Source organism: Streptomyces lushanensis (assembly GCF_001700515.1).
Lineage (GTDB): Bacteria > Actinomycetota > Actinomycetes > Streptomycetales > Streptomycetaceae > Streptomyces > Streptomyces lushanensis.
This window is the reverse complement of the sequence record NZ_MAUD01000184.1, coordinates 1-25,409: the sequence shown is the minus strand read 5'-3', so window position 1 is coordinate 25,409 and position 25,409 is coordinate 1. Positions and strand designations below refer to the sequence as shown.

The following is a 25,409-nucleotide window of genomic DNA, read 5'->3' as shown; positions in this document are numbered from 1 at the left end:
GGGGCCGGACGGCCGCCGCCGGGGTCGGACCAGCGCCTCCGTCGTCGCCTGCGTCAGACCGGTGTCGGAGTGTCAGAGCGCCGTCGCCCGCGTCAGACCGCCGCCGCGGCCCGGCGTCTGACCGCCGCGCTCCTGGCCTCCGTCAGCGCGAGCCCGGTCACCGCCGCGAGCAGCAGCAGTGTGCCCACGACGGTGGCGAGAGTCAGCCGCTCACCGAGCAGGGCGACCGCGATCACCGCGGCGCTCACCGGCTCCAGCAGCATGATCACCGAGACGGTCGCGGCACGGACCACCGCGGCGCCCGCGAAGTAGAGCGCGTAGGCGAGCGCCGTGGGCACGGCCGCGACATACGCCAGCAGCCAGATCACCCGCGCCGGTTCCGCGGTGTGCGGCACCAGCCCCTCGCCCACGGCGAGCGGCAGCAGCAGGACCGCGCCGATGGCGAAGGCCCGGGCGGTGGTGGCCATGGCGTCGGCTCCGCCGCCGTCCCGTCCCAGCCTCCGGGTGAGCAGGGTGATCACCGCGTATCCGGCCGCCGACAGGATCGCCAGCGCCACTCCGACAGGACGTACGGTGCCGCTCCCGCCGCCCAGTACGAGCACTCCGAGACCGGTCAGCGCGCCGGTCACCGCGACCAGACCGCCGCCGCCCAGCCGCTCCCCCATCGTGAGGCGCGCGCCGAGCGCGATGAGGACGGGTCCCGCGCCGAGCGTGACCACCGTGCCGACCGCGAGCCCTGTCGCCTCGACGGCGGCGAAGTAGGCGCTCTGGAAGACCGTCAGACCGATGCCGGTGGCGACCGTACGGAGCAGCCGGCCGCGCCGCGGCCCGGCGGCGGGCACGGGCGTACGGCGCCGCCGCAGCGCGAGCGCGCCGAGCAGCAGGAGGAGCCCGCCGGCGGAACGCCAGAAGGAGAGCGCGAGAGGACCGAGATCGCTGATCCGGTAGACCAGCGAGCCGGCGGCTCCCGCGGTCCCCCAGGCGATCCCGGCGATGACCAGAAAGAGCAGGCCCCGCCCGACGGGCATGCCGGACCCGACGGGCATACCGGAAGCGGGCGCGGAGGAAGAAGCGGAAGAAGGCATCGACACGTGACGTCTCCGTACGAAGAACGGGTGGGTGGTCGCTCAGCTCCGTCACGCGGGCAGCGACGAACCGCACGGGTACCGGTCGCTGTCCCGAGGACAGCCGGACCCGAGTCCGGTCTTCGTCAGCGGATGGCCGCCCGCGCTAACTGGCGGGAGGCGGCAGCACGGTCGAATGCATGATCGGCAGCCTACGACGGGGTGCTCTCGGCGGACAACCGCGTCCCGCCCGTGGACGGTTCCGTCGCCCGCCCGCCGCCAGGCCCACTCGCCACCGGTCCCGACGGAGGAGCCGAGGCCGTCGGTGTCGTCGACTGCGCGATGAACGCGCCGACGAGCACGACGGCGCCACCGACGATCTGCGGCGCGGAGAGGTGCTCCCGCAGCAGCACCCAGGCCAGTACGGTCGCGACGACCGCCTCCAGACAGGCGACCACGCCCGCCACCTGCGGGGAGAGCTTGCGCACCGAGACGACACCGGTCACATAGGCGAGCACGGTCGCGATCAGGACGATCCAGCCCAGCAGCAGTCCGGCGGAGACCTGGGAGCCGCCCATGTCGGCGCTCCCGCCGAGCAGGGACCAGTCCATGGCCCAGGGACGGGCGACGACGGTCAGTACGACGGCGCCGACGAGCAGCCCGTACGCGATCACGCCCAGCGGATCCGGCGCGTCCTCGGCACCGGTGCCCTGGTCGGCCAGGATGAAGTAGAACGCCTGGCAGCAGGCTGCGCCGAGCCCGAGCAGCACGCCGACCGGATCGAAACTCAGCCCGGCCCAGACCTCGACCACACAGGCGAGCCCGCCCACCGCGAGCACCACGCCCACGGCGGCGGCGCGGGTGACGTGCCGCCGCTGGACGAACCGTACCCAGAGCAGGACGAGCACCGGGCCGAAGTACTCGATCAGCAGCGCGACCCCGACGGGAATACGGGAGATCGACGCGAAGTAGAAGGCCTGCACGCCGGCCACCGCGAACAGACCGAACCCGGCGAGCAGCGCGGGCCTGCGCAGCAGCAGGGCGCGGTGGCGCCAGGCCAGCGGCAGCATGACCACCGCGGCGCCGGTCACCCGGAGCCAGACCACATGCAGCGGGTCGAGCCCCGCTTCGATGAGCGGCTTGGCCGCGACACCCGAACCGCCGAACGCGAACGCCGACGCCAGGGCGATACCCAGGCCGACGCTCCTCCCCTGAGACGCGTGCATGACGCCATCATGACAGGTGACGTCAGGAGTAACACCCTGGTGACGCCTGTCGAGACACAGCCGCCGGCTCAGGCACCACCTCGGCTCACTCGTCGGCGCTCAGCCCCCGGCCTTCAGTGCTCAGTTCTCGGTGTTCCACCCTGGACCCGCGCCCCGCCCATGTGCCCGGGTCAGCCGCTCGGCCCGCTCGGCCAGCGCCTCCGCGTCCACACCGGCCCGTTCGAGCACATCGACCGCCCGGCACTCCCGGTCCGAGACCAGCGCGGCGAGCAGATCGAGCCCCCGGGCGCGCGGTTCGCCGTGCCGCGCGGCACGTTCCAGTGCGCGCCGCATGGCGGTGACGGCCTGGGGCGACCAGCCGCTCATGGCGCGCTCCCGCACCACGGGCACCGCACCCGAGTCCTCCACCGTCCGCTGCCAGCGCAGCCCGTAGCCGATGCTGCGCTGAACGAGATAACCGAGGACCTTGACCACCTGGTCACCCGCCTGGTCACCGCCGCCGAACGCCGCCCGCACCTGCGGGTCCGCCTCCAGCAGGGAGTGCAGCAGATGGGCCGTGTCGATCTGCGCGTCACCGTCGCGCAGCGCCCTGCGGCGCGCGCCCGAGAGGGCGGAGACCAGTTCCGCCGTGAGCCGGGCCTCGGCCGCGGCACGTCTCCGCTCGGCACCGGCGCGCGTGGGAGCGTCGCCGGCTCGGGTCGGTGCGGTCTTTTCCGGCACCCGCGGGGGAGGGCTTTGCACCCTCTCACCCCATCAGTCCCGTCCGGGCCCGACATCCCCGGCGGGGAGCATTTCCGCGTCCCACCGAAGGTGGGTGCGTCCGGCCTGGCCCTCCTCCTTACGGAGGAGATCGCGGGCCCCGACCCCTCAGGGACTCGCGCCGCCTTGCTTTCCGCGCGCTTTCCGCGCATCGCCGTCCCCGCGTCCCTGCGTCCCCGCGCTGTCCCCGCGTTCCGGCACCCGCGCGCAACCGCCGTCGAGCGCCCTCGCGTCCGACACGTACGGACGGCGCCATCACCCTCGGTGGCCGGGAGGAGAGTCTCGTTGTACTGGATGGTCGCCCTGCTCGCCGTGGACGGGCGGCAGTACGTCTACCGCGTGTACGCACCGCCCGACGCGCTGCGGGGAGACGTCTTCTGGGCGGCGTTCCACTGCCATGACGAGGGACCGTATCCACGGGCGTCGGACTTGTTCGACTCGGCGGTGTTCTGGCGGCTCGGCTCGAACGACCGGGTCTGAGGGCCGGGAACGGGGACGGCGGGCACGGGGAGACACCGCGAACGGAGACGAACGCAGACGCGTTCGGGCCCCGCGGCAGAACCGCGGGGCCCGAACCGTACCGGCGGGGGAACCTGCGTCGGTGCTCAGTCCTCAGCCCTCAGTCCTCGTCGGCGAGGATCAGATACAGCTTCTTGCGGGACTCGTTGATGACCCCGAGGGCCTTCTGACGCTGCTCGGGCGTACCGGTCTTCCAGACCTGGCCGAACGCCTCCATCAGCCCGAATCCGGCCTGCCGGATCTCGTTCACCGTGTCCCAGTCGAAGGTGCGCCCGGCCTCCTCCCACGGGGCGTCGGGCCCCGATTCGGCTTCGGCCCGCCCGGTCTCGGTGAGCGTGAACAGCTTCTTGCCGCCGTCGCTCCGGCTGGTGATCAGCCCTTCGTCCTCCAGCAACTGGAGTGTCGGATACACCGAGCCGGGACTGGGCCGCCAGGCCCCGCCGCTGCGCTCGCCGATCTCCTGGATCATCTCGTACCCGTGCATCGGCCGGTCCTTCAGCAGCGCCAGGATCGAGGCGCGCACGTCGCCGCGGCGCGCCCGGCCCCGGCCACCGCCGCGACCCCGTCCGCCACCACCGAAGGGCCCGCCGAACGGCGGCCCGAACGGCCCGAAGGCCCCACGCCGCCCCTCGGAGTCCCCGTGTCCCTGCTGCCCGGGCCCGCAGTGACCGGATCCCGGCCCGTGATGACCGTGCTCGTGTCCATGTGAACGCATCGCTGCGCTCCTCTCATCGTTGATCTGTCGCGATGCGTCAACGATATATCGGAACACATCGATCGGCAAGCATCCACAGCGGTGGGGTCACAGGGGTCCTGCGGGGTGCCCCTGCCCGCGCCGGTGTGCAGCCCTTAGGCTCGGACGATGCGGATTCGAATCGTCGACGCCTTCACCGACCGCCCTTTCGCGGGCAACCCGGCCGCAGTGGTGATCCTGGACTCCGACGGATTTCCCGATGACGGCTGGCTCCAGCGGGTGGCGGCCGAGGTGAACCTCTCGGAGACGGCCTACGCCCGTCCACTGCCGCCCGGCGGGGACGGCGACTGGGCGCTGCGCTGGTTCACACCGGCCACCGAGGTGGACATGTGCGGCCATGCCACGCTGGCCACCGCCCATGTGCTGCGCTCCACCGGGCGCGCGAAGGGCGCCGTACGCTTCGCCACGCGCTCCGGCGTGCTCGGCGCCACGCCGGACGAGGACGGCACCTTCACGCTCGACTTCCCGACGTCGTCACTGACTCCCGTGGAAATCCCCGAGCAGGTGGCGGACGCGCTCGGCGCCTGGCCGGTCTCGGTGCACGACACCTCCGAGCAGGTCGGCGATCTGCTGGTCGAGCTGGCCGACGAGCGGACCGTACGCTCCCTCGTCCCCGACTTCGCCGCGCTCGTCGGTTCCTCCCGGCGCGGCGTCATCGTCACGGCCGCCGCCGAGGATCCGGGCAGCGGCTACGACTTCGTCTCCCGGTGCTTCTTCCCCGGGGTCGGGATCGACGAGGACCCGGTGACCGGCAGCGCGCACACCGCGCTCGCTCCGTTCTGGTCCGCGCGGCTGGACCGTACGGAGCTGACCGGCCTCCAGGCCTCCGCCCGTACCGGACTCGTCCGTACGACGTCACGCGGCGAACGGACACTGCTCACCGGCCGGGCGGTGACCGTCATCGACGGCGAGCTGCTCGCCTCACCCTGACCCGCAACAGCAACAGCAAACACGACACCGGGGCACGACACAGCAGCACGGCCACACGCCGAGGGGCGTACGGACAAGACCCCGTACGCCCCTCGGCACCACCGCGGGCCGGTCGCGGCCGGTCCGAGCACGCCGCTACACCGTGGGCAGCCAGCCCACCTTCCCCGCCAGCAGCGCGTATCCGACGAACGCCCCGATGTCGAGCAGCGCGTGCGCCGCCACCAGCGGTCCGACCCGTCCCCACCGCCGGTAGAGCAGGACGAACACCACGCCCATCACCATGTTGCCCACGAAGCCGCCGACGCCCTGGTAGAGGTGGTACGAGCCGCGCAGCACCGAGCTCGCCACCAGCGCCGCCATCGGCGTCCACCCGAGCTGTCCGAGCCTGCGCAGCAGATATCCGACGACGATGACCTCTTCCAGCACGGAGTTCTGCACCGCCGAGAGAATCAGCACCGGGAACTTCCACCACACGTCCGGCAGCGACTCCGGCACCACCGTCAGATTGAAGCCGGCGGCCTGCACCGCCAGGTAGAACGCCAGCCCGGCGCTGCCGATACCGGCCGCCACCAGTGTGCCCCGGCCCAGGTCCGGCCAGGGCCGCCGCCCGTCGAAGCCGATCGCGCGCAGCCCGCTGCCCTCCCTGATCAGCAGATGCGCGACGAGCGCGACCGGCACCAGGGCGGTGGTGATCCCGAAGAGCTGCCAGGCGAGATCGAGCCAGGGCCGCCCGGGGGCCGCCGACGAGTTGAGCGTGGCCGCCTGGTCACTGAGCGCTCCCGGCTTGGTCAGCGAGCCGATGAAGCTGATGAGCGCGGACACACCACTCGCGCCCAGCGACAGAGCCAGCACGAGCACCGTCTCGGACCGCAGGGTCCTCCGTGAGATGGCCTCCTCCGGAAAGGAACCGGCCTCCCGTCCCGCCTCCGCCTGCACGCCCGCCTCCAAGTGTGTGTTCCGTCCCATGCCATTCCCGTCCCATGCCACGCGCGGTGCCGCTAGGGTCTCGAATGCAGGTACGAAGATCGCGTACGACAGGCCGGGGACCATGGGACGTCACAGCTTGCCCCACAAGCCCGCGAGGAGCACGGGCAGGGCCGGTTCGCCGCGCCACCGGCGCCGCATCGCCATCGCCGTCTCGCTCGTCCTCGCCGTGACGGCGGGGGCGGGGATCGCGGTGGGCAGCGGACTGCTCTCCTTCACCGGTCCCTGCGAGCGCGCTCCGGTCCGGGTGGACCTGGTGGCCTCGCCCGACATCGCTCCGGCCCTGAGCGCCGTCGCCGACCGCGCCCGCCGGGACCAGGTGACCTCGGACGGCCGCTGTCTCGACGTACGGGTCGAGGCCCGCGAGAACTACAAGGTCGCGGACATGCTCGCGGCCGGCACCACCGGCTCCGCCGTCCCCGACTTCCAGATATGGGTGCCCGACTCCGATGTCTGGGTGGACCGCGCCACGACTGCGGGCGGCGTACCGCTGACCCCGGCCGGCAATGTGGCCCTCTCGCCGGTGGCCGTGGCCGCGGCGCCCGCGTCGGCCCAGGCACTGGGCTGGCCCCGGAAGACCTACACCTGGGCCGGGCTGGCCGCGATGGCGACCGAGACGGACCGGCTGCTCCTCGGCGCGGCGGATCCGGCGCGCAGCGCCACCGGTCTGCTCGCGCTCGGCAGCATCTCCGAATCCTCGCGGCAGGAGGCGCCGAAGAGCGACACCCGGACCGCCGCCACGGCCAAGCTGCTCACCCGGCACGTCTCCGACACCGACGCCGAGATGCTCCGGACGCTCGCGTCCGACGACGGCTCGGGCGGCGGGAAGGGCGCCCCGCGCCCCGGCGAGGCGATGCTGCTCTCCGAACAGGCCGCCTACGCCCACAACTCCGCCGACGACGGATCGGCGCATCTGAGCCTCTTCTATCCGACCGACGGCGCGCCCGCGCTGGACTATCCGTACAACCTCGTCGACGTGACCAGGCTCACCACCGACCAGAGCCGCGCCGCCATGCGGTTCATGCTGCTGCTCAGCGAGAAGCCCTCGTACCGCACGCTGGAGCGGTACGGCTTCCGGGCGGCGGACGCCCCTGACTCCCCGGTGCCGTCCGCGCTGGTCCGTACGGCGGGCGGGCGCTCACCGCAGCCGTTCGCGGAGAGCGACATCTCCCCGCCGTCGTCGGAGGCGGTCCAGCAGGCCCTGGGCCTGTGGACGGTGACGGTGCAGAGCGCCCGGCTGACGACGGTCGTGGACGCCTCGGCCTCGATGACGGCGCCCGTACCGGGCCGCAAGGGGCAGAGCAGGATGGAGGTCACCAAGGCCTCGCTGCTCGAAGCGCTCGCCACCTTCACACCCGAGGACGAGATCGGCCTGTGGGAGTTCAGCACACGGCTCGACGGCGCCAAGGACTACCGCAAGCTGACGGAGACGCTCCCGCTCGGCTCCCCGGTGAAGGGCGGCACGCACCGTGGGCGGCTGTCCGCCGCCGTCACCGCGCTCAAGCCCATCCCGGACGGTGACACCGGGCTGTACGACACCGCTCTGGCCGCCTACAAGGAGGCCCAGGCGGGCTATGTACAGGGCAAGTTCAACGCGGTGGTCCTGCTCACCGACGGCTCGAACCGGGACGACGACGGCATCTCCCGCGGTGAACTGATCAAGCGGCTCAAGGAACTCGTGGATCCGGGACGCCCGGTGCCGCTGATCGCGATCGCCGTGGGGCCCGACGCGGACCGGCGTGAGGTCGACGAGATCGCCAGGGCCGCCGAAGGGGCGGGGTACGAGGTGAGCGACCCCGCCGACATCCGGGCCGTGATCCTGCGGGCGATCATGGCGGTCGGCCACCTCCACGAGTCCTGAGCCGGGTCCGCCGCACGCTCACCGCCGCACGCGCCGTCCCCCTAAGCGGTCCGGCCGTCGGCCGGTCCGGCGCCGACCCGCCCCACCACCGGCCCACCCGACGCCGGGCCGCCCGCCACCGGACCGTCCGTCGTCCCGTCCGTCCGTCGGCCCCTCCGGCACCGGACCGGCCATCCCGCCCGGCCTCGTCCCGGCCTCATCCCGGCCTCCTGAGGGGCGGTGCGGGCAGCCCCACCGGCCAGGTGTGCACCGGTTCCCCGAGATGCATCAGCTCGGCGTAGCGGCGGGTGGTGGCCGCGAGCGCGGCGTCCCGCTCCAGCCCGGACTCCAGGGCCTGGTGGAAGGTCTCCACCTGCCACGAGGCGCCGTTCATCCGCCGGTTGCACCGCCCTTCGATGACGCCCAGGTAGAAGTCCCGGTCCGCGGGCTCGATCTGCCACGCGTCGAGCCCGGCCGCGGCGAGCGGCAGCAGTTCGTCGCGTACGAGCTTGACCACCGGCACGGTGGTGATCCCGGCCGCCCGTCCCGGGCGCGGCCAGCGCAACTCGGCGTCGAGGCCATGGCGGCAGGCGGTGTCGAAGTTCGCGGCGGCCTCGGTGAAGGGCAGTCTGCTCCACACCGGCCGGGCGTCCTCGGCGAGCGCGCGCACCAGTCCGTAGTAGAAGGCGGCGTTGGCGATCACGTCGGTGACGGTGGGACCGGCCGGCAGCACCCGGTTCTCCACGCGCAGATGCGGTGCCCCGTCGGCGACTTCGTACACCGGGCGGTTCCAGCGGTAGACCGTGCCGTTGTGCAGCGCCAGTTCCTGGAGTTCCGGCAGGCCGCCCTCGTCGAGCACCCGCAGCGGGTCCTCGTCGTCGCAGATCGGCAGCAGGGGCGGGAAATAGCGCAGATTCTCCTCGAACAGGTCGTACGCGGACTCGATCCAGCGCTCCCCGAACCAGGTCCTGGGCCGCACACCCTGTGCCTTCAGCTCCGGCGGCCGGGTGTCGGTGGCCTGCTCGAACAGGGGCGGTCTGGACTCCCGCCACAGCTCCCTGCCGAACAGGAACGGCGCATTGGCACCCAGTGCCACCTGCACGGACGCCATCGCCTGCGCCGCGTTCCACACATCGGCGAACCGGTCGGGCGTGACCTGGAGGTGCAACTGCACGGAGGTGCAGGCGGCTTCGGGAGCGATGGAGGACGAGGTGCACGTGAGGCGCTCGACGCCCTTGATGTCCAGGGTGAAATCCTCGCCCCTGGCCGCCACCATCTGATCGTTGAGCAGGGTGTAGCGGTGGACGTCCGAGAGATTCGCGGAGACCACGTCATGCCGACCGAGTGTCGGAAGAATACCGATCATCACGATGCCCGCATCGACTTCGCTCGCTTTCCGGTGGGCATATCCGAGTCCGGCGCGCAGTTCCTCCGCAAGCTGATCGAGAACTCTTCCTGAGAGCCGGTGCGGCGCTACGTTTACTTCCATGTTGAACATTCCGAGTTCGGTCTGGAAATCACCGCTCGCGATACGGGAGAGCACCTCCGCATTCATCATCCGGGGCATCCCGTCGGAGCCCGCCAGATTCAGCTCGATCTCAAGACCCATGAGATTCTTGGGCCGGTCGAACCTCTCCTCCGCCAGGAGCCGCCCCAGCACCGCCAGGCACTGCTGGAGCTTCCTGCGGTATTTCCGCCGATCGGACAGGTCGGAGCCGTCCGGGTCGACCTTCTCCCCCATCGAAGTGTCCCTCCTCGAGTGGGCAGCCCGCGGCGTCGGCCGCTCGCGTCACGATCGATAATGCCCAGACTGGGTGATCCGTAACGCCCCACGCGCGCCCGGCGACCGGTAGAGTGCCCACAAGTGTCGTTCGGCACATTCCTATGGCATGGCGGTGGGGTTCCGTTTGCACCGCCCGATGGGCCGCGGAAAACGGCGGCGAGTTTCGGCCGACCCCGCCGGGTGAATAATCCCAGGCCAGACGCCTGTCTTCACTGTTTATCAACAGAAAGTCCGCAGGAAGACGGACCGGAATATGTCTTGCCCGCAATATCCGCGAGAGCTAGCAGAAACATGCTGTGAACACGCGTCGTATAAACTTCGCTCACCAGGCAGAGAGCCGGTGTCCGGTCACGTCCCGACCTTGTGCCGACCTCTGACCTGATTGCTGACAGTGACGTCCGCACCCGTCCGCGCTCCACCTCACGCATCACCCTGTCTCCAGAAGTGAGAGGCAACCCACCATGCCGCTGCATGTCCCCCCGGCCCCCGCGCCCGCGCTGCGCAGCGTTCTCGCGGCACTCGGTTCCCCTACCGCCGTGCGCGATGCCCGCACTCCGGCTCTCCAGTCCGTCCAGGGACCGCTGAGCCCCGAACTGCCGCTTCCCGTCCATGTGCTCAGTCATGTCGCCCCGGCAAGCCGCAACGGCACCGCCGAGGGCCGCACACCGCAGACCAGACTGGCGGGCTGGCGTTTCCTGATCCACAGCGGCGACCGCGCCGTGGCCGCCGCCGACACCATGCTCACCGCGGACGGCTGGGCCTTCTCGCGCTTCTTCGAAGGCCCGTACATCACCGCCACGGAGCGTGCGCTCCGCCAGGCGGAGACCCTGGGGACCGCCTACCAGCCGAGGCTGCTGTCGGTCCCCGAGCTGTACATGCTCACGCTCTGGCTGCACGGCGACACGGAGGCGGACGCCTCCACCGGCGCACCCGCGCCGACCGACATCCTCGTTCCTCTCGCACCGGCCCCGCCGGGCTTCGCCGCCCACCGTCCGCACCGGGTGGCGGAGTTGCTGCCGGTGATCGGACTGCGACTCGCCCCCGCTCCATTGCTGCGCACCCCCGCCTGAGGCGCCTCCAGCGTTTCGGCGGACTTTCCGTACGTTCTCCGCGCCTTCCGCTCCGCGCCTTCCTTTGTGCCCCGCGGCCTCTCCGGTCGCGGGGCACTCTTTTGCCCATGCGGAGTAGTCATCTCAGGTCACCCTGAACCACCCGAAAGGACAGTCCAGTTGAGCTGAACCGTCCGGCCGGGTGACACGTCCTTAAGCAGAAGGAAGAGCTGCCGCGAAATCCCTGCGGATTGCCATCCGTAGGGCAACACTAGGACTGGACCAAACAGATACGGGGGGCGGCCATGACCACATCGAGCCGCAGGACACTCACCACGACACAGCGAAAGAACTCGCCCATGTGCCAGCACCAACCAGCCTGCCCGACAGCCGACTCCGCCGCCCGCGACGCCGCACGACTGATGGCACACCACCCGGAGCAGGGCTGGAGTCTGCTGTGCAACGGCGTCCTGCTCTTCGAGGACACCGGTGAACTGCTGCCGGACGGACAGATCATCGCACCGCACCGGCCGCTGAGGACCGAACAGGTCGTGACGGCGGCCTGATGCCGCCGGGCGGCCTCCGGGCCGCCGGGATGAGTGGGGCCGGCCCGGAGAATCTCCTCCGCACCGGCCCCGACGTATAACCGCTCACGGCCCCGCGGGCCGCGGCAACGTCAGTGGTCGTACGCGTCCACCGGCGGGCAGGAGCAGACCAGATTGCGGTCGCCGTACGCGCCGTCGATACGGCGGACCGGCGGCCAGTACTTGTCCGCCGCCGAGACCCCGGCCGGGAAGACCGCCTCGTCACGGCTGTACGGATGCGCCCACTCACCGCCCAGCGCCTGCGCCGTGTGGGGAGCGTTGCGCAGCGGATTGTCGTCCGCGGACCACTCGCCCGACGCCACCTTCTCGATCTCCCGGCGAATCGCGATCATCGCCTCGCAGAAGCGGTCGATCTCGGTCAGGTCCTCGCTCTCGGTGGGCTCGATCATCAGCGTGCCCGCCACCGGGAAGGACATCGTCGGCGCATGGAAGCCGTAGTCGATCAGCCGCTTGGCGATGTCGTCGACACTGACACCGGTGGCCTTGGAGAGCGGACGCAGATCGATGATGCACTCGTGCGCCACCAGCCCGTTGGGACCGGTGTAGAGGACCGGGTAGTGGGGCTCCAGCCGCTTGGCGATGTAGTTGGCGGCCAGCACGGCGACCTGGGTCGCGCGCTTGAGTCCCTCGCCGCCCATCAGCCGTACGTACGCCCAGGAGATCGGCAGAATGCCGGCCGAGCCCCAGGGGGCCGCGGAGACCGGCCCGACGCCCGTGGCGGGCCCGGCCGCGGGCTGGAGCGGGTGGTTGGGCAGATACGGCGCGAGATGCGCCCGTACGCCCACGGGACCGACCCCGGGACCGCCGCCGCCGTGCGGGATGCAGAAGGTCTTGTGCAGATTCAGATGGGAGACGTCGGAACCGAACCTGCCCGGCTTGGCGAGGCCCACCAGCGCGTTGAGGTTCGCGCCGTCCACGTACACCTGGCCGCCCGCGTCGTGCACGGCCGCGCAGATGTCACCGATGTGCTCCTCGAACACTCCGTGCGTGGACGGGTAGGTGACCATCAGAACGGCCAGTTCCGGTCCGTGCTGGGCGATCTTGGCACGCAGATCCTCGACGTCGACGTCGCCGTCCTCACGGGTCTTGACGACGACGACCTTCATCCCGGCCATCACCGCGCTCGCGGCGTTGGTGCCGTGCGCGGAGGACGGGATGAGGCAGACGGTGCGCCGGGTGTCGCCGTTGGCCCGGTGGTAGGCCCGTACGGCCAGCAGCCCGGCCAGCTCGCCCTGGGAACCGGCGTTGGGCTGGAGGGACACCGCGTCGTAGCCGGTGACCTCGGCGAGCCGCTCCTCCAGCTCCCTGATCAGCGTCAGATAGCCCTGGGCCTGCTCGGCGGGCGCGAAGGGATGCAGCGCGCCGAACTCGGGCCAGGTGACCGGCTCCATCTCGGTGGTCGCGTTCAGCTTCATGGTGCAGGAGCCGAGCGGGATCATGCCGCGGTCCAGGGCGTAGTCGCGGTCGGCGAGCCTGCGCAGATAGCGCAGCATCGCCGTCTCCGAGCGGTACTGGTGGAAGACGGGATGCGTCAGGTAGTCGTCGGTGCGCAGCAGCGTCCCGGGCAGGGCGTCGTCCGTCGTCGCGTCGAGCGCGTCGAGGTCGCCCTCGACACCGAAGGCGGTCCACACGGCGGTCAGTTGGGTGCGGCCGGTGGTCTCGTCACAGGCGAGGGAGACGTGGTCGGCGTCGACGAGATGGAGATTGACACCGTCCTCGCGGGCGGCGGCGACGATCTCGGCGGCCCGGCCGGGCACACGCGCGGTGAGAGTGTCGAAGTACGCGCCGTGCACGATCTCGACGCCGCCCCCGCGCAGGCCCTCGGCGAGGAGCGCCGCGTACCGGTGGGTGCGCCGGGCGATGCCGCGCAGCCCCTCCGGACCGTGGTGGACCGCGTACATGCCCGCCATGACGGCGAGCAGCACCTGCGCGGTGCAGATGTTGCTGGTGGCCTTCTCGCGGCGGATGTGCTGCTCGCGGGTCTGGAGCGCCAGCCGGTACGCCTTGTTCCCGTCGGCGTCCACCGAGACCCCGACGAGCCGGCCGGGCAGGCTGCGCGCGAACTTCTCGCGTACGGCCATGAATCCGGCGTGCGGCCCGCCGAAGCCCATCGGGACACCGAAGCGCTGGGTGGTACCGACCGCGATGTCCGCGCCCAGCTCGCCGGGCGAGGTGAGCAGGGTGAGCGCGAGCAGGTCGGCGGCCACGGTGACGATCGCGCCGAGCCCGTGCGCCTGCTCCACGACGGGCCTGATGTCCCGAACGGCACCGGAGGCGCCGGGGTACTGGATCAGCACACCGAAGACACCGCGCTCGGCGGCCTCGGCCGGGATGCCCCCGCTCAGATCGGCGACCACGACCTCGACACCGGTCGGCTCGGCGCGGGTCCGGATCACGGCGATTGTCTGCGGCAGCGCGTCGGCGTCCACCAGGAAGACACCGCCCTTGACCTTGCCGACACGGCGGGCGAGCGCCATCGCCTCGGCCGCGGCCGTGCCCTCGTCCAGCAGCGAGGCGCCGGAGGTCGGCAGACCGGTCAGATCGGCGACGACGGTCTGGAAGTTCAGCAGCGCCTCCAGGCGCCCCTGGGAGATCTCCGGCTGGTACGGCGTGTACGCGGTGTACCAGGCCGGGTTCTCCATCACATTGCGCAGGATCACCGGCGGTGTGAACGTGCCGTAGTAGCCGAGCCCGATCATCGGCGCCACCACGTCGTTGCGCGAGGCGAGCGTGCGCAGTTCGGCGAGGACCTCGGCCTCGGTGCGCGGGCCGGGAAGGTCGAGGGCCTCCGCGCTCCTGATCGCGTCGGGCACCGCGGCGGCGGTCAGCTCGTCGAGCGAGCCGTAGCCGACCTGCGCCAGCATCTTCGCCTGCGCGCCGGTGTCGGGCCCTATGTGGCGCTGTTCGAAGGGGGTTCCTCGCTCGAGCTGGGCGAGCGGAATGCGGTGGGCGGTCATCGGGAGGCCTCCTGGTCCGACACGACCTACGAGGGGCACCAGGACGCGGGTGCCCGGACGGCCTCCCCCTCTGTCATCTCAACCTGAGAGCTTCACCGGCCCGCCCCTCGGCGCACCGGCTTTCACCGTCGGTGAGAGCGGATGCCGTCCGACGCCCGCCCTGCTTTCCAGAGTGACCTCGTCCGCGCGGTACGGGGGCCTGAGAGATTCCGGGGAGGATTTGCTCCTTCGGCGCCTCCGGCGGTTCTCCGGAGGACTCTCCCGCACGGGGTCAGCAGCCACGGCCAGAGTACCAGCGAGGCCTTCCGTATGACTTTCGAGTGGCCGACGACCGCTTTCTGCCCTTTTGTAGTGTTACGAACATGTGCGACCAGTTGGAGGGACCGTGGAGACCGATATCGATCCGCGCAGTCTGATAGGCCGCAAGGCGTTCGACCGCAATGGTCACAGGCTCGGCACGGTGGACGAGGTGTATCTGGACGACGCCACCGGCGTACCGGAGTGGGCCGCGGTCCGCACCGGGCTCTTCAGCCGTGACGCCTTCGTCCCTCTGGCCCCCAGCACACTGGTGAACGACGCGCTCCAGGTGCCCTTCGAGCGCGCGCTGATCAAGGACGCGCCCGACTTCGGTGTCGGCCGCCATCTCTCCCCGGAGCAGGAGCTCCAGCTCTACCACCACTACGGTCTCGCCCTGCCCGAGCCGGAGCCCGAACCACCGGAGCGGCCCGATTCCCTGTCCGACCGGGACTCCGAACGCGACTTCGGCCGGCTGGCCGGTCAGGACGACTGAGACGAGGGCGACCCGGGCCCGGACGCCCGAGCCGAATCCGTCGGCTCAGGCACCAGGGGCAGTGGCTCGGAGAGCACCAGCTCGGGATCGTCGACCCAGAACGTCCTCACCCGCCCCGGCGCGGATCCCGGTTCCTCGAACCGTACGGTCACCCGCCGCAGTCCACTGCCCTGCACCCAGCCCGCGCCGTACTCGGCGTGGCGCACGTCGTGTCCGGCCGGAAAACGCCTCTCGTCCGGTGCCTCCGGCTCCCGGTCCGGGGCGCTCCCGTCCTCCGCCGCCGGTGAGGGCGCGGGTTCCGCCGTCCGATCCGGGGCGGCGGACGCGGCGGCGGGTATGTCCGCCGCGGGCTGCTCGGCCGCCGCGGCCTGTGCGAAGAGATCCTCCTGCGTGAAGTCCGCGAGGCCCGTCACGCCCACCCCCAGCAACCGCACGCCGCCCGTCGTGTCCACCGACTCCAGCAGCCGTCCCGCGGCCTCCCGCACCATCCCGGGATCGTCCGTGGGCCCGCGCAGCGTCTCCGAACGGGTCAGCGTCGAGAAGTCGTACCGCCGGACCTTGAGCACGACCGTCCGCCCGGAGTGCCCGGCCGCCCGCAGCCGCTGCACGCACCGGTCCGCGAGCCGCTCCACCTCCACCCGCACCCGCACCCGGTCGTGCAGATCGACGTCGAAGGTGTCCTCGACCGACACGGACTTGGTCTCCCGCTCCGACACCACCGGCCGGTCGTCGTGCCCGAGCGCCATCCGGTACAGCGAGGCGCCGTGCGCCTTCCCCAGCAGCCGTACGAGCTCGTCCTCCCCCGCCTCGGCCAGCTCGGCGACGGTGGTCATTCCGGCCCGGCGCAGATGCCCGCCGGTCGCGGGCCCCACCCCGGGCAGCGTCCGCACCGACATCGGCCCGAGCAACTCGCGCTCCGTACCGGGCTCGATGAGGATCAGCCCGTCGGGCTTGGCCTGCTCCGAGCCGATCTTCGCCAGCATCTTGGACCCGGCGAGCCCCACCGAGCCGGTGAGCCCGGTGACCGCTCTGATGTCCCTGCGCAGCCGCTCACCGGCCGCGAGCGCCGAGGCCGTGTCATGGGCCGATCCGCCGGCCTCCAGATCCACGAAGGCCTCGTCCAGGCTCAGCGGCTCCACCAGGGGCGAGAGCCGCCCCAGCAGCTCCATGACCTGCTCGCTGACCGTGCGGTAGAGCGAGAACCGCGGCACCAGATACGCCGCGTTCGGTGCCAGCCGTCTCGCCTGGGCCATCGGCATCGCCGAGTGCACCCCGAACCGCCGTGCCTCGTACGAGGCGGTCGAGACCACTCCGCGCGGGCCCAGACCGCCCACCACCACCGGTTTTCCGCGCAGACTCGGCTTGGCCGCCTGCTCGGCGGCGGCGAAGAAGGCATCCATGTCCAGATGCAGGATCGTCGGCGCGGATCTCACACCACTGATGCTGCCTCACCGCACTGACAATCGGCCGGAGATTCCGGCCTCGCAACCGGACCGCCTCGGGCCGCTTGAGGGTCAGACGGCCCGGTCCCGGCGCCGCCGCGCCAGCTCGTCCGCCGGGTTGTGACCGATCAGCGTCTCGCCGGTGTCGATCCGCTCGCCGTGGAGCTGTGACAGCGCGGCCTGGACATCCCGCCACACCACGCCCACGGCGATCCCGAAGACGCCCTGGCCGCCCTGGAGCAGCCGCACGACCTCCTCGGGCGAGGAGCACTCGTGGACGGTCGCGCCGTCGCTCATGAGCGTCATCCGGTCCAGATCCCGGAAGCCGCGGTCCCGGAGGTGCTGGACGGCCGCCCTGATGTTCTGCAGGGCGACACCGGTGTCCAGGAACCGCTTCACGATCTTGAGGACGACCACGTCGCGGAAGCTGTACAGCCGCTGTGTGCCCGATCCGTAAGCCGGCCGCACGCTGGGCTCGACGAGCCCCGTACGGGCCCAGTAGTCCAGCTGGCGGTAGGTGATCCCGGCCGCCGCGCACGCGGTCGGGCCCCGGTATCCGACCGTCTCCGTACCGGGGTCGGCCGCACTGCCGTGAAGCGGATACGGACCGCCCGCCGCCGTACTGTCGCCGCTGCTTCTCACGCCGACCCCTCCGTCCTAGACCTGCCTTGTCGAAGGTAGGCAGTCACCCGGGGTGCGTCAACGATCGCCGCACTCGCCACGCCGAGTGATAATCACCCTGAGAGTGGTTTCCCGTGCCCCATATCGGGGAAAGGCTGATCGAATGCGCTGACGGAGCCCGGCGCGGCGCTCACCGGCGGCCACTACTGACTGTTGGTTCCGAAGTCCTCCGGCGAGATCTGATCGAGGAACTCGCGGAACTTCTCCACCTCGTCCTCCTGCTCGTCCGGGATGGCGATGCCGGCGTCGTCCAGCACCCCGTCACTGCCGTAGATCGGCGTACCCGTGCGCAGCGCCAGCGCTATGGCGTCGGACGGCCTGGCGCTCACCTCGACACCGCTGGCGAAGACCAGCTCCGCGTAGAAGACCCCTTCACGCAGGTCCGTGATCCTGACCTCGGTCAGCTCCTGGCCCACCGCCTCAAGGACGTCCTTGAAGAGATCGTGGGTCAGCGGTCTCGCCGGGGCCATGCCCTGCTGGGCGAAGGCAATGGCGGTCGCCTCCCCAGGTCCGATCCAAATGGGGAGGTACCGGTCGCCTCCCACTTCACGCAGGAGCACGATCGGTTGGTTGGAGGGCATTTCCACCCGGACACCCACAACGTCGAGCTCGTTCACACAGTAACCCTAGGACGTGCCCGGCAGGTTTGGGTAGTCGGGCTCCGTCGCGATCAGTGCTGCCGGATCCCGAGGGCCGTCCGGACCAGGGCCGCGTGGAGCCGTACCGAGAGCGCCGCCAGCTCCTTCGTGACGGCCTCCGCATGGGCTCTGGTCTGCGGATTACGGTGCAGGCGCAGGGGCGCCACCACCTGTTCGACCAGACCGGCCTCACGCTCGGCGGCGGCTTTCATGGCCCGAAGATGCCTGGGTTCGAGGCCGAATCTGCCCAGATCCGAGACAAGTCTCGCGACCGTCACCGACTCGGCGTCGTACGCGCCGTCCGGCATCGGGGTGATGAGGCCGTACGCCTCCCACTCGTCGAGCCTGCTCTCGCCCACCTCCGCGGCGGCCAGCAGCTCCGCGCGGCCGATCCGGGCCGCCGTCGGCCGCTCGGGCCGCGGCTCGCCGAAGAGGTCCGCCGCCGGCTGCCGCTGCGGCCCGGGAGCGTCTCCGCGCTCGCCCCGGCCACGGGCGTCGAGCTGCTCCCGGATGACCTTCAGTGGAAGATAGTGGTCCCGCTGCATCCGCAGGATCTGAGCCAGCCGCTCGACGTCCTCGGAACTGAACTTGCGGTAACCGGAAGGGGTTCTGCGCGGCTCGACCAGCCCCTCCGACTCCAGAAAACGGATCTTGGAGATGGAGACCTCCGGAAACTCCTCCCGGAGCCGGCTGAGCACCACGCCGATACTCACCAGCGGGTCGCCCGTGGGGGCGGTGCCGTGTCCGGCACCGCCCGTCGGTGTTCGCAGCATGGACCTTCCCTGAGGGTCACACGCGGGTCACACGCCCCGCTGGCTCGCGTAGAAGACCAGCCGGTACTTGCCGATCTGGACCTCGTCGCCGTTCGCCAGCAGGACCGAATCGATCCGCTCACGGTTGACGTACGTACCGTTCAGGCTGCCCACGTCCGAGACGGTGAAGCGGCCGTCCGCGCCCCTGCGGAACTCCACATGGCGGCGTGACACCGTCACGTCGTCAAGGAAGATGTCGCTCTGGGGATGACGGCCGGCCGTCGTCAGCTCACTGTCCAGCAGGAAGCGGCTGCCCGAATTCGGACCGCGGCGCACCACCAGGAGCGCCGACCCCAGCGGCAGCGCGTCGACGGCCGCCTGCGCCTCCGGTGTGAGCGACGGGAGCGAGGTCTGGCCGGTGACTTCCGAGTCGTACGCCTCAAGACCCGAGATGGAGATCGTGGACGTCGTCTCGGACGCGCGCTCGGCGGGCACTCCGCCCCGCAGCGGCGCACCGCAATTGGAGCAGAACCGGCTCGATTCCGCGTTCTGGTGTCCGCACCTCGTACAGACCGGCAAGCCCGCCATCGTGGGACCCTCCTGCCGCGACTGCCCCGCCGGGGCAGATGATTGCCCGAAACCTATGCGGCCGGGACCTGCGGGGTCAACAGACGACGCGCCGGTGGGCTCGCCGCCCACCTGGTCGCGGAAGAGCGGGCGCTCGCCGCTCTGCTCCTCGCTCTGACCATGGCGCGACGCGCGATGGCGGGCCGAACCGCCGCCGTCCTCGCGTGCGCTCTTGCCGAACAACTTCCCAAACAACTTCACGGGCGATTCCCCTTGACCGAAACAGACCCGCCCGTGGGGCAGGACGAACCCTGAATGAACACACCTGCCGACCCGGACATCTTGACAACGTCCGTATCCACCGGACAGTTTCCACCACACACCACGCTGATCGTGCGCCGACCCCCCGCAAGCTCATGCCCGCGTCCGACAGCCGCCATGCACCACCGGGTCACCCCGACGACGACCGAGCGTAGTCAGGCCGCTTCGCCGGTCGCAAGGCGTCCACAACGATCTTCTCAGCCCGTGTCACCGTGGCCGTGGCCTGCTCCTTCTCCAGGGTCTGGACCACGCCGCCGGGAATGTTGAGCGCCGGCTCCAGATCCTGCGGCTTGCCGATGACCTTGAACTCGTACGGGGCCGTCACCGGCCGTCCGTCCACCTGGACGTCACCACCCGTACCCGAGAAGTATGTGTCCGCGACCACGCGCACCCCGTCGACCTGAATGGCCTCCGCGCCGGCCGCCCGCAGCTCCTGGATCGCGTCGAGCAGCATGTCCGGCTCGACCGTGCCGCTCGGATCGCTGATCGTCAGCGTGATCCCGGGCCCCTGGGCGCCGGCCGTGCCGGCCAGGATGCCGAGCTGCTGCTCCTTCTCCAGCGTCTGCCTGCGGGCCTCCTCGGCCTGGTCCGAGCTGTTCTCCAGCTCGGTCCGCTGGTCGTCCAGCCGCTGCTTCTCGTCCTCCAGACGCTGGGTACGGTCGTCCAGCTCGTCCAGGATGCGCACCAGGTCCTCCTGGCGGGCGCCGCGCAGCGCGCTGTCGTCGTTGTTCGACCTGACCTGGATGGCGAGTCCGAGTCCGAGCACGAACAGCAGGAGGGCGACCACGAGTTGGGCCCTCGTGACCCGGGGCGGCCACAGCCCGGCCGCCAACCGCTGGCGCCCGGTGAGCTGTTGGGACCCGTCCGCCGACGGGAGCCGCGTACCGGACGTACCGGCGGTCATACCTTCTTCGTTCCTCGGTGTCTCCACGCCGCTCACCGGCCTCACGCCCGGAAGACATGCCGACGGATCGCGGCAGCGTTGGAGAAGATCCGGATGCCGAACACGACGACCACACCGGTGGACAACTGCGCGCCCACACCCAGCTTGTCGCCGAGGAAGACGATCAGTGCGGCGACCACGACGTTCGACAGGAAGGACACCACGAAGACCTTGTCCACGAAGATCCCGTCGAGCATGGCCCGCAGACCGCCGAAGACCGCGTCCAGGGCCGCGACGACGGCGATCGGCAGATAGGGCTCGACCACCGCCGGCACCTCGGGCCGGACCAACAGTCCGACCACGACTCCCACGACGAGGCCCAGTACGGCGATCACGATGTGCCCTTCCCGGTGTCTGCCGTGCCCTGCCCGTCGCCCTTCCCGGCGTCGGCGGCCCCCGGCTCTGCTGTCCGTACGATCAAGCTCGGCGCGGCAGGAAGACGCACCTCCTCCTGATCGGAAATGCTGGTGCGGATGTCGAAGTTCTGCTGCAACGAGCGCAGATACCGGCCATCGGCACTGTCCTGGAACGCGGTGCTCAGCTTCTTCCCGTCCCCCACCGCGAGCACCGTGTACGGCGGCACCAGTGGCCTGTTGTCGACCAGTACGGCGTCACCGGCGGCCCGGATCGCGGACAGCGCGGTGAGCCGCTGGTCGTTGATGGCGATCGCCTCCGCGCCCGACTCCCACAGGCCGTTGACGACTCTCTGCATGTCCCGGTCGCGTACCCGGCCCGTGTCGGAGAAGCCGCTGCTTCCCCGTGGCCCGCCGCCGTCAGCACCCGACTCCTGGGCGTCGTCGACGACGAGCTTCACCCCGGGGCCCCGTACCGGTGTCGCACCGGCCAGCAGGGCGGCCGTCCCACCGGTGTCGCCGCCGTGTGCCCGCAGGGCGGCGCGCTGGCGCGCCACCACCTCGGTGCGGAGCGTCTCGACCGACTTCTCCAGCTTGTCGGCCGCCACGGTCTCCGCGTCGATACGGTCGATCAGCTCGTTGCGCTCCTTGGCCACCACCGGCGCCGAGATCCGCGCCTGGGCCGCGCCCACCGTGACCACCAGAGCGGCCAGCACGAGCCCCGCGGCCAGCCACAGCTTCGCCCCGAGCGTGTTCGGCGGACCGCCCTCCGCGGCATCCCTGCGGGCCGCCGCCTCCGCGTAACCCTCGTCCAGGCTGTGGTCCATCACATTGTTCAGCAGCGACATCGACGCATCGGGGCGAGGTGGCGGAGAAGTGGTGCTCCGAATGGGGGGCTGCTGCGGCATGCCGCACATCGTCGCACGTCGCAGCCCTTACCGCCGAATGGCCCCACCGGTGTGCCGGACGGCCCCCTGGGAGAGGTCCGGCACACCGGTCTCATCCGGCAATTCGTTCCCGTGAGATCCGGAATCTCCGACGGGATCCGGGACAGCCCTCAGTGCCCGGCTCCGTCGACCACCGCCGCCCATTCGTCGAGCAGCGCCTGGGCCGAGGCGTCGTCAGGACCTTCCGCCCACAGATGGGTGATGGCCTCGGCCGGATCGGGCAGGACCATCACCCAGCGGCCGTCGGCCTCCACCACCCGTACACCGTCGGTCGTGTCCACCTGCCGGTCCCCGGCCGCCTCGACGACACTGCGCATCACCAGTCCCTTGACCGCCCACGGTGTGGCCAGATCACGACGCAGCACATGGGCCCGCGGGATACGGGCGTCGATCTGGCTGAGAGTGAGCTGCGTACGGGCCACCAGACCGATCAGCCGCACAAAGGCCGCCGTACCGTCCAGGACGCTGCTGAACTCCGGCACGATGAAGGCGCCACGCCCGTCACCGCCGAAGATCGTGGACTCCTCACGGCCCACCCGGGTCAGATCGTCCGGCGAGGTCGTCGTCCACGCCACCTGAGTGCCGTGGTACGCGGCGACCTGCTCGGCGATACGTGTGGTCGTCACCGGCAGCGCCACCCGCCCGCTGCGCCGCTCGGCCGCGACGAGATCGAGCAGCACCAGCAGGGCGCGATCGTCCTCGATGATCCGCCCGCGCTCGTCCACCAGCGACAGCCGCTCGCCCACGGGATCGAACCGCACCCCGAACGCGGCGCGCGCCGAGGCGACGATCTCACCGAGTCTGACCAGTCCAGAACGGCGGGATTCGGCCGTCTCCGTGGGCCGGGACTCGTCCAGGCCGGGATTGATGGTCAGCGCGTCGACACCGAGCCGGCCGAGCAGACTGGGCAGAACGAGCCCCGCGCTGCCGTTGGACGCGTCGACCACGACCTTCAGCGCCGCCTCGGAGATGCCTGTCGTATCCACATTGCGCAGCAGCGAACCGGTGTACGAGTCGAAGACGCTGGCCGGGAAGTGCAGATCCCCGATCTCGCCCGGGAAGGCACGGCGGTATTCCTGGCGCGCGTACACCCGGTCCAGCTTGCGCTGGCCGGCCTGGGAGAGATCCGCGCCCCGCTCGTCGAAGAACATGATGTCCACGGAGTCCGGCACACCGGGCGAGGTACGGATCATGATGCCGCCGGCACTGCCCCGGCCCGTCTGCTGGCGGGCGACGGGCAGCGGTACGTTCTCCAGGTCCCGTACGTCGATGGCACTGGACTGGAGTGAGGAGATCACGGCCCGCTTCAGCGCACGGGCACCACGGGAGTGGTCACGTGCGGTGGTGACGGTGGAGCCCTTCTTGAGGGTGGTGGCGTACGCGCCCGCCAGTCGCACCACCACCTCCGGTGTGATCTCGACGTTCAGGATGCCGGAGACACCGCGGGCACCGAAGAGATGCGCCTGTCCCCGGGACTCCCAGATCACCGAGGTGTTGACGAACGCGCCGGCCTCGATGGTCTTGAACGGATAGACCCGGACATTGCCCTGGATGATCGATTCCTCGCCGACCAGACACTCGTCGCCGATGACCGCGCCGTCCTCGACGCGGGCCGCCCGCATGATGTCGGTGTTCCTGCCGACCACACAGCCACGGAGATTGCTGTGCTGGCCGATGTAGACGTTGTCGTGGACGACCGCCCTGTGCAGGAACGCACCGGTCTTCACCACCACATTGGATCCGACGACGGTGTGCTCGCGGATCTCCGCGTCGGCCTCGACCTTGGCGTAGTCACCGATATAGAGCGGTCCCCGCAGAACGGCGTCGGGATGGACCTCGGCGCCTTCGGCGACCCAGACGCCCGGCGAGATCTCGAAGCCGTCGATGTCGACGTCGACCTTGCCTTCCAGCACATCGGCCTGGGCCTTCACATAGCTCTCGTGCGTGCCGACGTCCTCCCAGTAGCCCTCGGCGATATAGCCGTAGACCTTCTTGCCCTCCTTCATGAGCTGGGGGAAGACATCGCCGGACCAGTCCACGGAGACGTCGGCCTCGACATAGTCGAAGACCTCGGGCTCCATCACATAGATACCGGTATTGACGGTGTCCGAGAAGACCTGGCCCCAGGTGGGCTTCTCCAGGAAGCGCTCGACCTTCCCTTCCTCGTCCACGATCGTGATGCCGAACTCCAGAGGATTCGGCACCCGGGTCAGACACACCGTCACCAGTGCGCCCTTCTCCTTGTGGAAGGCGATGAGGTCGGTCAGATCGAAGTCGGTGAGGGCGTCGCCGGAAATGACGAGGAAGGCATCGTCCTTCAGCGCCTCCTCGGCGTTCTTGACGCTCCCCGCGGTGCCGAGCGGCTTCTCCTCGTTGGCGTAGGTGAGCTCCATGCCGAGCTCTTCACCGTCGCCGAAATAGTTCTTGACGAGGGAGGCGAGGAATTGCACGGTTACGACGGTCTCGCTGAGCCCATGGCGCTTGAGCAACCGCAGTACATGCTCCATGATGGGCCGATTCACCACCGGCAGGAGCGGTTTGGGCATACTCGAGGTCATGGGGCGAAGTCGAGTTCCTTCGCCACCAGCCATCACGACGGCCTTCATGTCGGAAGCGTCCTCCTTGAAGAGACGGTCTCGCCGACTTCACCCGTCCGGACAGCGGCCCCCAACGTCAGGCGTGGGCCGGCGACACTGCACGGCTCACATCGACGAGCTAATCGGCCGCGGTGTCCGCCTTGACGAGCCGACGGACCTGGACCACATACAGGATCCCTGCCCACCAATAGAGCGTCGTACCCCAACCTGCGAACGCCCATCCGAAAACTTCGGCGAGTGACGCAAGCCAACCACTTCCGTCACTGAGGAGCAGGAGCGGGAAGGCGTACATCAAGTTGAAGGTAGCCGCCTTCCCCAGGAAGTTCACCTGCGGGGGCGGATAGCCATGCCGGCGGAGGATTCCCACCATCACCAGAAGCATCAGCTCGCGGGCCACAAGAGCCGCGGTGAGCCACAGCGGAAGGATCTCCCGCCAGGTGAGACCGACCAGGGTGGACAGGATGTACAGCCGGTCCGCAGCAGGGTCCAGGAGCCTGCCCAGACTGCTGATCTGATTCCACCGACGGGCGAGCTTGCCGTCGAGATAGTCGCTGACACCGCTCAGCATCAGTACCAGCAATGCCCAGCCGTCGCTGTTCGGTCCTCCGAACTCGGGGCGAAGGATCAGCCACAGGAAGAGGGGGACGCCGACGAGGCGGGCCATGCTGAGGATGTTGGGGATGGTGAGCACCCGGTCCGTCTGAACGCGAGTCTCCTGGACCTCCATCCGGGGGGCCTCCTGTGTGGAACGTGCCAACGATGCCTCCCGACCTTACCCTCAGCGCCCACGGCACAGCGCAAGGGGGTAACAACCGGACATCGCATACATCGGATACAGGTCCCTTACAGGTCCCGTAAACGCAGGAATGCCCCGCACCAGAAAACCAGTCCCTGGTACGGGGCATTCC

23 protein-coding genes and 1 riboswitch are annotated in these 25,409 nt (G+C 70.3%); of the genes, 6 read left to right on the top strand and 17 right to left on the bottom strand.

The window, feature by feature from the left end; translation table 11 throughout:
* Positions 1-92: 92 nt before the first annotated feature.
* The 3 genes from BFF77_RS16685 to BFF77_RS16675 form a co-directional block, all read right to left on the bottom strand.
* A complete protein-coding gene (locus BFF77_RS16685) occupies positions 93-1,046 on the bottom strand; it encodes a DMT family transporter (RefSeq protein ID WP_066949980.1) in 954 nt (317 codons plus the stop codon).
* A 230-nt stretch (positions 1,047-1,276) separates the two neighbouring features.
* Entirely contained in the window at positions 1,277-2,290 is a 1,014-nt protein-coding gene (locus BFF77_RS16680; RefSeq protein WP_066949977.1) for an EamA family transporter, read from the bottom strand.
* Positions 2,291-2,410: 120 nt separating this feature from the next.
* Complete coding sequence (locus BFF77_RS16675; protein WP_079125219.1) at positions 2,411-3,031, bottom strand: Clp protease N-terminal domain-containing protein; 621 nt, start codon at positions 3,029-3,031, stop codon at positions 2,411-2,413.
* Positions 3,032-3,334: 303 nt separating this feature from the next.
* Between BFF77_RS16675 and BFF77_RS16670 the strand changes: the two genes are divergently transcribed.
* Positions 3,335-3,529, top strand: a complete 195-nt coding sequence (locus BFF77_RS16670; RefSeq protein ID WP_066949974.1) for a hypothetical protein — start codon at positions 3,335-3,337, stop codon at positions 3,527-3,529.
* 139 nt (positions 3,530-3,668) lie between these two features.
* On the opposite strand, the gene BFF77_RS16665 is transcribed toward BFF77_RS16670, so the two are convergent.
* Positions 3,669-4,283 (bottom strand): PadR family transcriptional regulator, encoded by a 615-nt coding sequence (locus BFF77_RS16665; RefSeq protein ID WP_079125218.1) that lies wholly within the window; start codon positions 4,281-4,283, stop codon positions 3,669-3,671.
* A gap of 147 nt (positions 4,284-4,430) precedes the next feature.
* On the opposite strand from BFF77_RS16665, the gene BFF77_RS16660 reads away from it, so the two are divergent.
* Positions 4,431-5,252, top strand: a complete 822-nt coding sequence (locus tag BFF77_RS16660; RefSeq protein WP_066949969.1) for a PhzF family phenazine biosynthesis protein — start codon at positions 4,431-4,433, stop codon at positions 5,250-5,252.
* A gap of 135 nt (positions 5,253-5,387) precedes the next feature.
* Here the strand turns inward: BFF77_RS16660 and BFF77_RS16655 are convergent, their stop codons facing one another.
* Complete coding sequence (locus tag BFF77_RS16655; protein WP_066949987.1) at positions 5,388-6,188, bottom strand: CPBP family intramembrane glutamic endopeptidase; 801 nt, start codon at positions 6,186-6,188, stop codon at positions 5,388-5,390.
* 112 nt (positions 6,189-6,300) lie between these two features.
* Between BFF77_RS16655 and BFF77_RS16650 the strand changes: the two genes are divergently transcribed.
* Complete coding sequence (locus BFF77_RS16650) at positions 6,301-8,097, top strand: substrate-binding domain-containing protein (protein WP_066949966.1); 1,797 nt, start codon at positions 6,301-6,303, stop codon at positions 8,095-8,097.
* Positions 8,098-8,293: 196 nt separating this feature from the next.
* Here the strand turns inward: BFF77_RS16650 and BFF77_RS16645 are convergent, their stop codons facing one another.
* Positions 8,294-9,817 (bottom strand): glutamate-cysteine ligase family protein, encoded by a 1,524-nt coding sequence (locus tag BFF77_RS16645; RefSeq protein WP_066949963.1) that lies wholly within the window; start codon positions 9,815-9,817, stop codon positions 8,294-8,296.
* A gap of 503 nt (positions 9,818-10,320) precedes the next feature.
* Between BFF77_RS16645 and BFF77_RS16640 the strand changes: the two genes are divergently transcribed.
* Both BFF77_RS16640 and BFF77_RS16635 read left to right on the top strand, forming a co-directional pair.
* The gene (locus tag BFF77_RS16640; protein ID WP_066949960.1) at positions 10,321-10,929 is read left to right on the top strand and encodes a hypothetical protein; all 609 of its coding nucleotides are present in this window, start codon (positions 10,321-10,323) and stop codon (positions 10,927-10,929) included.
* Between the two features lie 338 nt (positions 10,930-11,267).
* Complete coding sequence (locus tag BFF77_RS16635; protein WP_066949957.1) at positions 11,268-11,474, top strand: DUF5999 family protein; 207 nt, start codon at positions 11,268-11,270, stop codon at positions 11,472-11,474.
* Between the two features lie 110 nt (positions 11,475-11,584).
* On the opposite strand, the gene gcvP is transcribed toward BFF77_RS16635, so the two are convergent.
* A complete protein-coding gene (gcvP, locus tag BFF77_RS16630; RefSeq protein ID WP_066949954.1) occupies positions 11,585-14,470 on the bottom strand; it encodes an aminomethyl-transferring glycine dehydrogenase in 2,886 nt (961 codons plus the stop codon).
* A 177-nt stretch (positions 14,471-14,647) separates the two neighbouring features.
* A riboswitch (glycine riboswitch) is annotated at positions 14,648-14,744 on the bottom strand.
* Positions 14,745-14,855: 111 nt separating this feature from the next.
* On the opposite strand from gcvP, the gene BFF77_RS16625 reads away from it, so the two are divergent.
* Positions 14,856-15,260, top strand: coding sequence for a PRC-barrel domain-containing protein (locus BFF77_RS16625; protein WP_066949951.1), 405 nt, complete (start codon positions 14,856-14,858; stop codon positions 15,258-15,260).
* On the opposite strand, the gene BFF77_RS16620 is transcribed toward BFF77_RS16625, so the two are convergent.
* The 10 genes from BFF77_RS16620 to clsA all read right to left on the bottom strand — a co-directional run bounded on the left by BFF77_RS16620 (position 15,248) and on the right by clsA (position 25,228).
* Positions 15,248-16,693, bottom strand: coding sequence for a DNA polymerase IV (locus BFF77_RS16620; RefSeq protein ID WP_066949948.1), 1,446 nt, complete (start codon positions 16,691-16,693; stop codon positions 15,248-15,250). The two genes, BFF77_RS16625 and BFF77_RS16620, sit on opposite strands and share 13 nt — an antisense overlap.
* An 81-nt stretch (positions 16,694-16,774) precedes the next feature.
* Positions 16,775-17,344, bottom strand: a complete 570-nt coding sequence (locus tag BFF77_RS16615; RefSeq protein WP_066949945.1) for a MerR family transcriptional regulator — start codon at positions 17,342-17,344, stop codon at positions 16,775-16,777.
* Positions 17,345-17,526: 182 nt separating this feature from the next.
* Positions 17,527-18,000: a bifunctional nuclease family protein gene (locus BFF77_RS16610; protein WP_006123076.1), complete on the bottom strand. Its 474-nt coding sequence runs from the start codon at positions 17,998-18,000 to the stop codon at positions 17,527-17,529.
* A gap of 53 nt (positions 18,001-18,053) precedes the next feature.
* The gene (gene ftsR, locus BFF77_RS16605) at positions 18,054-18,794 is read right to left on the bottom strand and encodes a transcriptional regulator FtsR (RefSeq protein WP_066949941.1); all 741 of its coding nucleotides are present in this window, start codon (positions 18,792-18,794) and stop codon (positions 18,054-18,056) included.
* A gap of 27 nt (positions 18,795-18,821) precedes the next feature.
* Positions 18,822-19,643, bottom strand: coding sequence for a zinc-ribbon and FHA domain-containing protein (locus tag BFF77_RS33340; RefSeq protein ID WP_237539645.1), 822 nt, complete (start codon positions 19,641-19,643; stop codon positions 18,822-18,824).
* Positions 19,644-19,791: 148 nt separating this feature from the next.
* Positions 19,792-20,565, bottom strand: coding sequence for a DUF881 domain-containing protein (locus BFF77_RS16595; protein ID WP_066949938.1), 774 nt, complete (start codon positions 20,563-20,565; stop codon positions 19,792-19,794).
* Between the two features lie 41 nt (positions 20,566-20,606).
* Positions 20,607-20,939, bottom strand: coding sequence for a small basic family protein (locus BFF77_RS16590; protein ID WP_023543062.1), 333 nt, complete (start codon positions 20,937-20,939; stop codon positions 20,607-20,609).
* Positions 20,936-21,865 (bottom strand): DUF881 domain-containing protein, encoded by a 930-nt coding sequence (locus BFF77_RS16585; RefSeq protein ID WP_066949935.1) that lies wholly within the window; start codon positions 21,863-21,865, stop codon positions 20,936-20,938. The genes BFF77_RS16590 and BFF77_RS16585 overlap by 4 nt, the downstream gene beginning before the upstream one ends.
* Before the next feature lie 149 nt (positions 21,866-22,014).
* Positions 22,015-24,510, bottom strand: a complete 2,496-nt coding sequence (locus tag BFF77_RS16580; protein WP_066949932.1) for a mannose-1-phosphate guanyltransferase — start codon at positions 24,508-24,510, stop codon at positions 22,015-22,017.
* 109 nt (positions 24,511-24,619) lie between these two features.
* Positions 24,620-25,228 (bottom strand): cardiolipin synthase ClsA, encoded by a 609-nt coding sequence (clsA, locus tag BFF77_RS16575; protein WP_066949929.1) that lies wholly within the window; start codon positions 25,226-25,228, stop codon positions 24,620-24,622.
* Positions 25,229-25,409: the final 181 nt, after the last annotated feature.